Source organism: Spirabiliibacterium mucosae, assembly GCF_014884965.1.
GTDB lineage: Bacteria > Pseudomonadota > Gammaproteobacteria > Enterobacterales > Pasteurellaceae > Spirabiliibacterium > Spirabiliibacterium mucosae.
The window spans coordinates 1-13,124 of the sequence record NZ_JABTBO010000038.1 but is presented as its reverse complement, the minus strand read 5'-3'; the positions used below and the strand labels follow the sequence as shown (position 1 = coordinate 13,124).

General features: G+C 52.3%; 10 protein-coding genes and 1 pseudogene. 7 read left to right on the top strand and 4 right to left on the bottom strand.

The window, feature by feature from the left end; all coding sequences use genetic code 11:
* Window positions 1–15: 15 nt before the first annotated feature.
* Window positions 16–530 (bottom strand): annotated as a pseudogene (gene ssb / locus HPC37_RS10350) (single-stranded DNA-binding protein).
* A gap of 155 nt (window positions 531–685) precedes the next feature.
* Between ssb and uvrA the strand changes: the two are divergent.
* The 7 genes from uvrA to HPC37_RS10315 all read left to right on the top strand — a co-directional run bounded on the left by uvrA (window position 686) and on the right by HPC37_RS10315 (window position 9,781).
* Entirely contained in the window at window positions 686–3,523 is a 2,838-nt protein-coding gene (uvrA, locus tag HPC37_RS10345) for an excinuclease ABC subunit UvrA (RefSeq protein WP_208123038.1), read from the top strand.
* 129 nt (window positions 3,524–3,652) lie between these two features.
* Entirely contained in the window at window positions 3,653–4,702 is a 1,050-nt protein-coding gene (locus HPC37_RS10340) for a rod shape-determining protein (RefSeq protein WP_208120594.1), read from the top strand.
* Window positions 4,703–4,739: 37 nt separating this feature from the next.
* Window positions 4,740–5,789 carry a rod shape-determining protein MreC gene (mreC, locus tag HPC37_RS10335; RefSeq protein WP_208123037.1) on the top strand — a complete coding sequence of 350 codons (1,050 nt, stop codon included), beginning with the start codon at window positions 4,740–4,742 and terminating at the stop codon, window positions 5,787–5,789.
* Entirely contained in the window at window positions 5,789–6,277 is a 489-nt protein-coding gene (mreD, locus tag HPC37_RS10330) for a rod shape-determining protein MreD (RefSeq protein WP_208123036.1), read from the top strand. Before mreC ends, mreD begins: the two co-directional genes overlap by 1 nt.
* Before the next feature lie 96 nt (window positions 6,278–6,373).
* Window positions 6,374–7,450, top strand: coding sequence for a PhoH family protein (locus HPC37_RS10325; RefSeq protein ID WP_208123035.1), 1,077 nt, complete (start codon window positions 6,374–6,376; stop codon window positions 7,448–7,450).
* Window positions 7,437–7,892, top strand: a complete 456-nt coding sequence (gene ybeY, locus HPC37_RS10320) for an rRNA maturation RNase YbeY (protein ID WP_208123034.1) — start codon at window positions 7,437–7,439, stop codon at window positions 7,890–7,892. Before HPC37_RS10325 ends, ybeY begins: the two co-directional genes overlap by 14 nt.
* A complete protein-coding gene (locus HPC37_RS10315; RefSeq protein ID WP_208123033.1) occupies window positions 7,889–9,781 on the top strand; it encodes a GNAT family N-acetyltransferase in 1,893 nt (630 codons plus the stop codon). Before ybeY ends, HPC37_RS10315 begins: the two co-directional genes overlap by 4 nt.
* An 18-nt stretch (window positions 9,782–9,799) precedes the next feature.
* Here the strand turns inward: HPC37_RS10315 and HPC37_RS10310 are convergent, their stop codons facing one another.
* The 3 genes from HPC37_RS10310 to HPC37_RS10300 form a co-directional block, all read right to left on the bottom strand.
* Window positions 9,800–11,116, bottom strand: coding sequence for an anaerobic C4-dicarboxylate transporter (locus tag HPC37_RS10310; RefSeq protein WP_208123032.1), 1,317 nt, complete (start codon window positions 11,114–11,116; stop codon window positions 9,800–9,802).
* Between the two features lie 197 nt (window positions 11,117–11,313).
* A complete protein-coding gene (locus tag HPC37_RS10305; RefSeq protein ID WP_208123031.1) occupies window positions 11,314–12,183 on the bottom strand; it encodes a carbon-nitrogen hydrolase family protein in 870 nt (289 codons plus the stop codon).
* Complete coding sequence (locus HPC37_RS10300; protein ID WP_208123030.1) at window positions 12,174–12,860, bottom strand: GNAT family N-acetyltransferase; 687 nt, start codon at window positions 12,858–12,860, stop codon at window positions 12,174–12,176. Before HPC37_RS10300 ends, HPC37_RS10305 begins: the two co-directional genes overlap by 10 nt.
* Window positions 12,861–13,124 lie beyond the last annotated feature (264 nt).

Genomic DNA, 13,124 nt, shown 5'->3' with positions numbered 1-13,124 from the left:
TTTAGCTTATTTTTGTTAAAACGGGATATCATCGTCGGTGAATGGGTCGGCGAAGTTATCCTGTGCTGAGGCTTTGTTTGTTGTGGTTGTGGTTTTGGGGCTGATTGCGCGTTGCCACGATTGAAGTTGTTTTGGGCCGGTGCGCTTTGGTTGTAGTTACCTTGGTTGTAGCCGCCGCCTTGATTGGTGCGATCGCCGCGTGAGTCTAACATTTGCAAATTGTCGCCGATGATCTCAGTGGTGTAGCGGTCTTGCCCGTTTTGGTCTTGCCATTTGCGGGTTTTTAAACGCCCTTCAACATACACTTTGCTGCCTTTGCGCAGGTATTCGCCAGCAATTTCACCTAAACGACGAAATAGCACAATGCGATGCCATTCGGTCACTTCACGCATTTCGCCGCTATTTTTGTCGCGCCATGATTCACTGGTTGCCACGCTAATGTTGGCCACCGCTTCACCGTTTGGCATGGTGCGCAGTTCTGGGTCATTACCAAGGTTGCCTACAATAATTACTTTGTTCACTCCCGCCATAAAATCCTCTTTGTTTCGGCTGTTAGATCCATAGCTGCCTATCTTGCCTGATTTTCGAAAAAAAATCACCTAATTTAAAAGAAAAAATACTGGATGTTTACACAGTTTTTATGATTTGCGATAATCGTACCAATTTTACAAACAGAGTAGTGATAATGGATAACATTGAGATTCGTGGTGCACGCACGCACAATCTAAAAAATATTGACCTGACTATCCCCCGTGACAAATTAGTGGTGATAACTGGCCTGTCTGGCTCCGGCAAGTCGTCGCTGGCGTTTGACACGCTGTATGCTGAAGGGCAGCGGCGCTATGTGGAGTCGCTTTCGGCCTATGCACGGCAGTTTTTATCCTTGATGGAAAAGCCCGACGTTGACCACATTGAGGGGCTTTCACCAGCGATCTCAATCGAGCAAAAATCCACCTCGCACAATCCGCGTTCAACCGTGGGTACGATTACCGAAATTTATGACTACCTGCGTTTGCTGTTCGCGCGCATTGGCGAGCCGCGCTGCCCAACGCACGACGTACCTTTGGCGGCGCAGACCATCAGCCAAATGGTGGATAAAGTCCTCGCGCTGCCAGAGGGCAGCAAAATGATGCTGCTGGCACCTGTGGTGAAAGAGCGCAAAGGTGAGCACGTTAAATTGCTGGAAAACATTGCTGCGCAAGGGTTTATTCGTGCGCGGATCGACGGTGAAGTTTGCGATCTCTCCGACCCACCCACACTAGAATTGCAGAAAAAGCACACCATTGAGGTGGTGATTGATCGCTTCAAAGTGCGGTCAGACATCGCCACCCGCTTGGCGGAATCCTTTGAAACCGCACTTGAGCTTTCAGGCGGCACCGTGGTGGTGGCACCGATGGATAACCAAGATGAGATTGAAGAGCTGTTGTTCTCCTCCAACTTTGCCTGCCCGCATTGTGGCTATTCCATTGCTGAGCTGGAGCCGCGCTTGTTCTCGTTCAACAACCCCGCTGGCGCCTGCCCAAGCTGTGATGGGCTGGGCGTGCAGCAATATTTTGATGAAAAACACGTGGTGCAAAATCCGTCCATTTCCCTCACCAATGGTGCGGTGAAAGGCTGGGACAAGCGCAATTTTTATTACTACCAAATGCTGACCTCGCTGGCCAAACACTACAAATTCGACATCAACCAGCCGTTTGAAAAATTGCCGAAAAAAGTGCAAGAGATCATTTTGCACGGCTCTGGCAGTGAAAAAATCGACTTTCATTATGTCAACGATCGCGGCGATATCGTGGTGCGTAAGCATCCGTTTGAGGGCATTTTGAACAACATGGCACGCCGCTATAAAGAGACGGAATCCACCGCCGTGCGCGAAGAGTTGGCCAAGCTGATCAGCAACCGCCCGTGCCGTGATTGTGGCGGCTCGCGCCTGCGCACCGAGGCGCGCCATGTGTTTATCAACAATTTCAACCTGCCGGATGTGGCCGAGCGCAGCATTGGCAGTGCACTGGCGTTTTTTGAAGGGCTGAAATTAGAAGGCCAGCGCGCCCAAATCGCCGATAAAATTTTAAAAGAGATCAAAGAGCGGTTGTCGTTTTTGGTCAATGTCGGGCTTAATTATCTGTCCCTTTCGCGCTCGGCGGAAACGCTCTCTGGCGGTGAGGCGCAACGGATTCGCCTTGCCAGCCAAATTGGCGCAGGCTTGGTGGGCGTGATGTATGTGCTTGATGAGCCGTCCATCGGCTTGCACCAGCGCGACAACGAGCGGCTGCTGAAAACTTTAACCCACCTGCGCGATCTCGGCAACACCGTGATCGTGGTTGAGCATGATGAAGACGCCATCATGGCGGCGGATTACATCATCGACATCGGCCCTGGTGCGGGTGTGCACGGCGGCAATGTGGTGGCGCAGGGCACCGCCAAGCAGCTAATGAAAAATGCCAAATCCTTAACAGGGCGCTATTTAGCCGGCATTGAAAAAATTGAGGTGCCGCCAAAGCGCACGCCTGTGGATAAAAAACGCTGGCTGACGCTCAAAGGCGCGCGCGGCAATAATCTCAAAAACGTCGATTTGGCCATTCCCGTTGGCTTGTTCACCTGCATCACGGGGGTGTCTGGCTCGGGCAAATCAACGCTGATTAATGACACCTTGTTCCCATTGGCGCAAAATGCCCTTAACCGCGCAGAGAACACCCATGTGGCGCCCTATGACAGCATTGATGGCTTGGGCTTTTTTGACAAAGTGATCGACATTGACCAAAGCCCAATTGGGCGCACGCCGCGCTCAAACCCGGCCACCTACACGGGGCTTTTCACGCCGATTCGTGAGCTCTTTGCAGGCGTGCCAGAATCCCGCGCGCGTGGCTACACGCCAGGGCGCTTTAGTTTCAATGTGCGTGGTGGTCGCTGTGAGGCCTGCCAAGGTGATGGTGTGATCAAAGTTGAAATGCACTTTTTACCTGATGTGTACGTGCCGTGTGATCAATGTAAAGGCAAACGCTACAACCGCGAAACTCTTGAAGTGCGGTACAAAGGCAAAACCATTCACCAAATTTTGGACATGACGGTGGAAGAGGCGTGCGAGTTTTTTGATGCCATCCCTGCCATCAAGCGCAAGCTGCAAACTTTAATGGATGTAGGCCTATCCTATATCCGCTTGGGGCAGTCATCGACCACGCTTTCTGGCGGGGAGGCGCAGCGCGTGAAGCTCGCCACTGAGCTGTCGAAACGGGATACAGGCAAAACGCTCTACATTCTTGATGAGCCCACCACAGGGCTGCATTTTGCTGATATCAAGCAGCTGCTTAGCGTGCTCCATCGCCTGCGCGATCAAGGCAACACCGTGGTGGTGATTGAACACAATTTGGATGTGATCAAAACCGCCGATTGGATTGTGGACCTTGGGCCTGAAGGTGGTGACGGCGGTGGTGAAATTATCGCCACCGGCACGCCAGAGCAGTTGTGCAAAAATGCAAAATCCCACACCGCGCGCTTTTTGGCGCCAATGCTGAAAAAGGTAAAATAAAAGTGCGGTTTTGCCAGAAACAATCTGTGCCTTTTTGCAATTTAAAGTTGAGCAAGGGCGCAGATTTTGATACATTGAGCGCAATTTCTGCCAAACACAATTAACTCTCAAATTCAAATCGGAATTACTATGTTTAAAAAAATTCGTGGCCTCTTTTCTAACGATCTTTCGATCGATTTAGGCACTGCAAACACCCTGATTTATGTCAAAGGGCAAGGGATTGTACTCGACGAGCCATCGGTTGTGGCTATCCGTCAAGATCGCGTCGGCTCACTCAAATCCATCGCTGCCGTTGGCCGTGATGCCAAAATGATGCTTGGGCGTACACCCAAAAGTATCGCCGCCATTCGCCCGATGAAAGACGGCGTGATTGCAGACTTTTTTGTGACCGAAAAAATGCTGCAATACTTCATCAAACAAGTGCATCGCAACAACTTCATGCGCCCAAGTCCGCGTGTGCTGGTATGCGTGCCAGCCGGTGCTACGCAAGTAGAACGCCGTGCGATCAAAGAATCTGCCATTGGTGCAGGCGCGCGTGAAGTGTATTTGATTGAAGAGCCAATGGCTGCGGCAATTGGTGCGAAATTGCCCGTCTCTTCTGCAACAGGGTCGATGGTGATTGACATCGGCGGTGGCACAACTGAAGTGGCCGTGATTTCCCTCAATGGCGTGGTGTATTCCTCTTCTGTGCGCATTGGTGGCGACCGCTTTGATGAAGCGATTATCGCCTATGTGCGTCGCACCTTTGGCTCATCCATCGGTGAGGCCACCGCAGAGCGAATCAAGCATGAAATCGGCACCGCTTTCATTGAAGAAGGCGATGAAATCAAAGAGATTGAAGTCCACGGCCACAACTTGGCTGAGGGCGCACCACGCAGCTTTAAACTCACCTCCAAAGATGTGCTAGAAGCCATTCAGCAACCACTCAGCGGCATTGTGACCGCCGTGCGCACCGCACTTGAGTCTTGCCCACCAGAGCTGGCAGCAGACATTTTCGAGCGCGGCATGGTGCTCACCGGTGGTGGCGCGTTGATGCCAAATATTGATATTTTGCTCTCGCGTGAATCGGGCGTGCCGGTCATCATCGCCGAAGATCCTCTCACTTGCGTGGCCCGTGGCGGCGGCGAGGCACTTTCGATGATCGACACCCACGGTGGCGACATCTTCAGTGATGACTAATGCCCATTAGGGCGGCTCGCCGCCCTAGGACACGTGAATGAAACCCATTTTTTCAAAAGCACCGCCATTAGGCATTCGCTTGATTTTGGCGATTGTGGCGTCCATTTTGCTGATGATTGGCGATGGGCGCAGTAGCGCGATGATCCAGCTGCGCAGCCTGATGGAAACCTCCATTAGCGGCTTGTTTTATTTTGCCAATATGCCGCGCACGGTGCTTGACGGCGTGTCTGACAACTTTGTTGATGCCTCCAAACTGCAAATCGAAAACAAAGTGCTCAAGCAGCAGCTGAGCGAAAAAAATGCTGATCTCCTGTTGCTTGACCAACTCAAGGTTGAAAACCAACGCCTGCGCTTGCTGCTCAATTCGCCACTGCGTTACGACGAATATAAAAAAATCGCCGAAGTGCTCACGGCGGAAACGGATATTTATCGCCAACAGGTGGTGATCAACCAAGGCAGCAAAGATGGCGTGTTTGTCGGCCAGCCGATTATTGATGAAAAAGGCGTGGTCGGGCAGGTGATCTCCGTTGGCGCCACCACCAGCCGCGTGTTGTTGATTTCTGACGTGACCCATTCCATCCCGCTGCAAGTGTTGCGTAATGACGTGCGCGTGATTGCCAGTGGCACAGGCCGCAGCGACGAGTTGCAGCTCGACAACGTTGCCCGCTCGGTGGATATCATCAAAGGCGATTTGCTGGTGACATCGGGTCTCGGTGGCCGCTTCCCGGAGGGGTACCCGGTGGCGATTGTCGATAGCGTTTCGCGCGATAAGCAAAACTATTTTGCCACCATCACCGCGCGCCCGCTGGCCTCCCTTGAGCGCTTGCGGTATTTGCTTTTGCTGTGGCCGGTCAACGACGAGCTGCACCGCGCGCACTCCATCTCGCCTGAAGATGTGCGCAACGCTGTGCGCCAGCGCCTTTCTGCCAAGCCGTCGGATTACCTCACACCAAAACGTGAGCAAAACGTGAAAGAAAAGGTCGAGCTCAATGATACAGGCGACGAGGCAGACAAACACAACCAAGATTTAGACCCCGCTGATGCGAATCAGCAGCAACAAGACGCCCTGCGGGAGGACAACCCATAATGCGCGGCAGTTGGATTTTACAAACCCTAGTGTTAGCCACCACCTTTGTGGTTGCCTTGATTATGGAAATCACCCCGTGGTCGGCAGATTTCCAAGGCTTTCGCCCTGCGTGGCTGGTGCTGGTGCTGTTTTATTGGGTGATGGCGCTGCCAAACCGCGTGAGCATTGGCTGGGCGTTTGTCGTCGGGCTGGTGTGGGATCTCAGCCTGGGCTCGATCATGGGCGTGCACGCGCTCACATTATCGATTTTCACCTTTATCATTGCCTCAAATTACCTTGTGCTGCGTAATCTTTCACTGTGGCTGCAAAGCATGATCGCGGTGCTCTCGGTGATTGTGATCGACATCGCCATCTTTTTGCTTGAGCTGTTCATGCACAGCGCGCGCTTCAACCCTCAAGAGCTGGTTGGCGCGGTGCTCAGCGGCATTTTGTGGCCGTGGGTCTTCTTGCTGCTGCGTGCGTTGCGTCGCAAATTCCAAATGCGTTAAACCAACCGCACTTTGCCTCCTTCAACGTGCACTTAAAGTGCGGTTTTTTCTTGTGCCTAAACGCGTTATACTAGGGCAAATTTAAGAGAGGTTATTTTGAGCGATATTTCCCAAACCACATTCACACTCGCGCCGCAAGACAACGCGCGGCTGCAATCCTTATGCGGGCCGTTTGACGCCCATTTAAAACAAATTGAAGAGACCTTTGCCGTGCGCGTGGCGCGCTTTGATTTCACCTTTACCCTGAAAGCCCAAAGCCCCGCGCAAAATGCCATCTTAAGTGCGGTCGAGAATTTGATTAAGCAGCTTTATGTTGACACCGCGCCAGTTAAAGGCAAGGTGAAAGAGCTGGATATGGAAGATATTCACATTGCCATGCAAGAAAGCCGCATTTTGCTGCAACAAGACGACAGCCAACCGCGCAGCCCAGCGCCGAAAGTTTATGCCACCACGATAAAAACTAAGCGTGGCGTGATTAAGCCGCGTGGCGAGAACCAAGTCAATTATTTGCACAATATTTTGCGCCATGACATCACCTTTGGCATTGGGCCGGCGGGCACGGGCAAAACCTACCTCGCTGTGGCGGCCGCGGTGGAGGCTTTGGAGCGCCAAGATGTGCGCCGCATTTTGCTCACCCGCCCAGCGGTGGAAGCGGGCGAAAAACTCGGCTTTTTGCCAGGGGATTTAGGCGCGAAAATTGAGCCGTATTTGCGCCCGCTCTATGATGCGCTGTTTGAAATGCTCGGCTTTGAAAAGGTTGAAAAATTGATGGAGCGCAAGGTGATTGAAATTGCGCCGCTCGCGTACATGCGCGGGCGCACCCTCAATGATGCCTTTATCATTCTTGATGAGAGCCAAAACACCACCATTGAGCAGATGAAAATGTTCCTCACCCGCATCGGGTTTAATTCCAAAGCGGTGATCACCGGCGACGTCACCCAGGTGGATTTGCCGCGCGGGCAAAAGTCAGGCCTGCGCCATGCGATGGAGGTGCTAAGTGAGGTGCCTGAGCTGAGCTTTAACTATTTTGAAAGCCGCGATGTGGTGCGCCATCCGGTGGTGGCCAAAGTGGTGCAAGCCTACGAAGTATGGGAGCGCGCCGACGAGCAGCGCCGATTAGAGGCCGCACAAGCGCGGCGCAAAGAACGTGAGATGCAAGATGATCACCATTGATTTGCAAATTGCCTGCCAAGATGAAACAGGCCTGCCCACGGCTGAGCAGATTGAAACCTGGGCGGAAAGTGCGGTGCGCGACGACGGCCTTGAGATGACCGTGCGCATTGTCGATGAAGACGAGAGCCAAACCCTCAACCGCACGTATCGCGGCAAAGATTACCCCACCAATGTGCTCTCGTTCCCGTTTGAGTGCCCAAGCGAGGTCGATTTGCCGCTGCTCGGTGATTTGGTGATTTGCCGCCAAGTGGTTGAGCGCGAGGCCAAAGAGCAGGGCAAAACCGCACTTTCACATTGGGCGCACATGGTGGTGCACGGCTGTTTGCATTTACAAGGCTATGATCACCTAAACGACGCCGAAGCCGAAGAGATGGAAGGCTTAGAGCGTGAGATCATGGCGCGCCTAGGCTTTGACGACCCGTATCATGCGGAGCGTGAATGAGCCACCAGCGCCACTGTGTGCTTGCCTTTGGTGATGAAACGACGCTACAGGCGGCGCGCACGCGCATTTTTGCGCAAGGCCAGCACTGTTTGTATTGCGCACGCGAGCGCCCAGGCAGCCTGCCGTCAACGGTGCAATTTTATGCCTTCAACCACAGCCGCAATGCCCTTGGCCAAACCTTTGATTGCGCGCTGTTGGATTTCAGCCACAACGGCGCGCTCCATTTCCACCTTGACAGCTTAGCCATTGTGGCCGCTTGCATCAAAGCGGCTGGCTGTTTGTATATCTTATTACCCGATTACACCGCACTTGAGCTGCTGCCCGATGGTGACAGCCAGCGCTGGAACAATCATAGCACCATCGCCACACCGCACTTTTTCCATTTTTTCAAAACGCAAGTGACGAAATTTGGCTGGCCGGTGGTGGATTTGGCTCATCAAACACTGCCCATTGCGCCACCTGCGGCGCAGTACACGCCACCGCCCGCGGCAATTGCCCATCAGCAGGCAGTGTTGGCGCACATTCGCTCGCTAAAGGCCAGCGTCAGCCTGCTCACCGCGCCACGTGGGCGGGGCAAATCCGCTTTGCTTGGCCAACTGGTGAACGCGTTGGGGCGTGAGGTGACCGTGACGGCGGCGAATAAAAGTGCGGTCGCCACTTTGCGCCAATTTGCAGGCGGCCAACCGCACTTTGTTGCCCCTGATGCCCTGCTTGCTGAGCTCAAAGCGGGCCTGCGAGAATGCAATTGGCTGGTGATTGATGAAGCAGCGATGCTGCCACTGCAACTGCTCGAAGCGCTCGCGAGCCGCGCGCAGCATTGCGTGCTGGCCACCACCATTGACGGCTACGAGGGCACAGGCCAAGGCATTGCGCTGAAATGGCGGCAGCGCTTCCCCCACGCGCAACACTACACGTTGCACACGCCCTTGCGCTGGGCTGAAAACGATAGGCTTGAGCAGTGGGTTAATGCGCTGATTGGCATCACCCATTGCAGCGCGCCAAGCGTGGCAGGTGAGGGCATCTCACAGGTTGCGTGCATGGCAGACAAACTGGCGTGCTACCAACTTTTGCGCCAGGCGCATTATCGTACCACGCCGCTCGATTTACGCCGAATGCTGGACGCCAGCGGGCAGTGGCTTTATCAACACACTCACGCCACGCGTTGCATCGCTGCCCTGTGGGCGGTAGAGGAGGGCAATTTGCCCGAGCCGTTGAGTGATGCGATTTATCTCGGCCAGCGCCAGCCGCCTGGCAATTTGGGCGCGCAGTTATTGTGCTTTCAAGCGGGGCTAAAAGCCGCCGCCACACTTCAAAGCATCCGCATCTCGCGCATTGCGGTGGCACAAGCGCATCGCCGCCACGGCTATGCTAAGGCGCTGATTGAGCACCTCCTTGCCCAACATCGTGTTGATTTCTATTCTGTCAGCTTTGGCTACACGCGCGAGCTTGCCCTTTTTTGGCAAAAGTGCGGTTTTGAGATTGTCCACTTCACGCCATTGACTGAAGCCAGCAGCGGGTTGTTCAGTGCGGTGGCGCTGCGCGCCATCAGCCAGGCAGGGCGCGAGTTGCTCATCCAGGCCAAAGTGCGGTTTGCGCGCGATTTCCCGTTAAGCGAGCATCCGCTGTGCGCAGAGTTCCCTCATATACCTGATTTCACTTTGCAGCCCTCAGACTATCAAGCGTTGTGGGATTTTGCCCACGCCAACCGCACTTTGCATGCCACCTTGCCAGCGCTTAAGCGCTTTTTACACAACCAGCCTAACGCCGAGCTCAGGCGCGCGCTTGATGAGCTGCGGGGTGCTAAAATGAATCAAAAGGCGTTGTTGAAAGCATTCAAAGTGCGGTTGCAGCCATTTTGGCATAAAAAAATCACGCGCCGAGGCACGTGATTTTTGATTAAGGGGTGATTACAGGAACAAGTTGGCGAAGATAAAGCCAAACACCAAGCTGAACACCATGCTCAGCAAGCCTGGAATCATAAAGCTATGGTTGAAGATAAAGCGGCCGATCTTCGTTGTGCCGGTGGTATCAAAGTCAATAGAGGCAATGATTGGGCCATAGTTCGGGATAAAGAAGTAACCGTTCACCGCCACAAAGGTTGCGATAATCACATGGGCAGGCAAGCCGAGGGTCAGCGCAACGGGCACTAACACCACCGTGGTGGCGCCTTGGCTATTAACCATCACAGACAACGCGAACAACGCCAGTGCGAATGTCCATGGTGCGGCGTGTACCAAGCCTTGCACGGCTTCAATGATTTCAGGTTTGTGGGCGGCAACCAAGGTGTCACCTAGCCACGCGATACCGAAAATGGCGATAATCGCACGCATACCGGCGTGGAACACAGAGCCTTGGGTGATTTCGTTGCCATCTGGTTTACAGGTTAAGATAATCAACGCACCGATGGTGAGCATCACGATTTCAATGGTGTGCGCCATGCCCATAGGTTGGCCGTCAAAGTGCGGTCGAATGCCAGGGAAGGCACCCATGATAACCACTAACAATGCACCGAATAAGAACAACGCCACAGAACGCACGGCAGTTGGGGTCACTTGCATGCTTTCAATGTCGGTTGTGCTGGTAGAGTTGTGTTTTTGGTAGTTCGGGTCTTTGAGCAGGCGTTGGTAGTTTTCATCTTCGCTGAGTTCTTTACCCATTTTGTTCACAAACACACACGCCAGCGCGATGCCCAACACGGTGGCCGGGATGGTGACCATCAACACATCGGTGAGTTTGATGCCTTGTGGCTCAAGGAATTTCACGATGGTGACCACAGCGGCCGCAATTGGGCTGGCCACGATGGCAAATTGTGACGCGATCACCGCCATAGACAGTGGGCGTTCTGGGCGGATGCCGTTGTGGCGGCTCACTTCTGCAATCACAGGCAGCACAGAGTAGGCTACGTGACCTGTACCGGCTAAAAAGGTGAAGACATACGTCACCACAGGGGCAACAAAGGTGATGTGTTTAGGGTTTTTGTGCAAAATTTTGGTGGCGATTTTGATCATATAATTCAAACCACCTGCCGCTTGCATCGCGGCTGCGGCAGAGACCACTGCCATGATCATAAACATCACATCGATTGGCGGGCTGCCTGGTTGTAAATCAAACGCAAAGGCCAGCACAGCAAGGCCCATCCCCCCCATAACACCAAGACCGATCCCGCCAATGCGCGCACCGATCAAGATACACAGTAATACTATTGCAAATTGAATCAGAAACATAATTGCTCCGTTGAAAATAGACAAAGTGGCAAGCCCAAGGCCAACCAGTTCAATACCCTAAAATTGTGCTTGCGATAAGCGCGCTTATTTTAACAATTTGTGCGCCAAAAATAGAGCGGAAAATGCATAAAAAGGCGGTTTAAATCAAAATTAAGCCAAAAAAAGGGGCCGAAGCCCCTTGAAAATGAAAAGTGCGGTTATTTCGCGCTGTTGCGCGGTTTCTTCTTGCGCAATTCGTACACATCTTTGCGGCGGTCTTTGAGGTTGCGCACGCTACCAAATTGGTGCAGCTCGCGCAAATCGTCAATGTTGACATCAGCAATCAGCACCATTTCGGTGTTTGGTGTGGCTTCGCTTTTGATCCCATTGGTTGGGAAGGCGAAATCACACGGCGTGAAAATCATCGATTGTGCGTATTGAATGTCCATGTTGTGCACGTTAGGCAAGTTGCCGACAGAGCCTGCAATCGCAACAAAACATTCATTTTCAATCGCACGCGCTTGGGCGCAATAACGCACGCGTGAGAAGCCATTTTGCGTGTCGGTCAAAAACGGCACAAACAAAATATCCATGCCATCGTCGGCCAAAATCCGGCTCAATTCAGGGAACTCGGAGTCATAACAGATCAAAATCCCGATTTTACCGCAGTCGGTGTCAAAGGATTTGATTTGGCTGCCGCCAACCATCCCCCACACGCGCTCTTCATCCGGCGTGACGTGAATTTTTTCGTAGCGGTCTTGCGTGCCGTCGCGCTTACACAAGTAGCCCACGTTGTACAAACTGCCATCGCGCAGTTCAGGCATCGAGCCTGTGATGATGTTGATGTTATACGAAATCGCCAGCTCCGCGAATTTATCGACAATCGGCTGGGTGTATTTCGCCAATTTACGGATTGCCTCAGGCTCAGACAAATGGTTGTATTTCGCCATCAACGGTGCGTTGAAAAATTCAGGGAAGAGGGCAAAGTCGCACTGATAATCGGAGACTGCGTCAATAAAATATTCCGCTTGCTGCATCAGCTCGTCGACATTTTTATACGAACGCATTTGCCATTGAATCAGCCCCAAACGGATGTCTTTTTGTTGGTGGTGGCTTCATCGGTGGGTTTTTCGTAATAAATATTATCCCAACGCAGCAGCACGGCATAATCATTTGAGCCTGCATCACCTGGCAGATAACGGCGCAAAATCTTGCGCGGGTGGAAGTCGTTCGCGAGCTGGAAGTTAAACACCGGATCGTGAATTTCTTTCATCCGCACTTTTTCAATGTATTGCTTCGGGGTGAGCTCGTCGCTGTATTTGTGATAATTCGGAATCCGCCCACCAAAGGTGATCCCTTTCAAATTGAGCTTTTCACACAACTCTTTACGGTAGTCATACAAGCGGCGGCCTAGGCGCAAGCCACGGAACTCAGGGCGCACAAAAATATCAATGCCGTAGAGCATATCACCGTCGTTGTCGTGAGAATCAAACGTCTCATTGGCGGTGATTTGGTTATATGTGTGGTTATCGTCGTATTTTTGATAATCGACAATGATCGACAGCGCACAGCCGGCCAAATCGCCGTTAACTTTAATGATCACCTGGCCTTCAGGGAATTTGTCAATCAACGCTTCGATTTGATCTTCCTTCCAATAGGCATCTTCCAATGTGGCGTAGGATTCAATCATCGCCTGCTTGAGCTGCGGATAATCTTCCATGGTCAGATACGTCAACTCAATATTTTCAATTTCTTGATAGTTCATCGATTCTCCTGTTATTCAACGACAAAGTGCGGTCAAACCGCACTTTTCAAATAGGTGGCACTGCGTACCGCGAGAAATAATTAATTTGTTAAAATTATTTTACAGACTCTGGCCATCAATTGCAAATTGACCACAGACAAAGCCTTGCGGGCAAAGCTTTTCAAAAAGGTCTTACTCGTACTCAATATATCCATTGATATCATTTTTCATAAATGGTATGAAATAAATGTTTTATTATTCTATTTAGTCTTATTTTCTACTTCG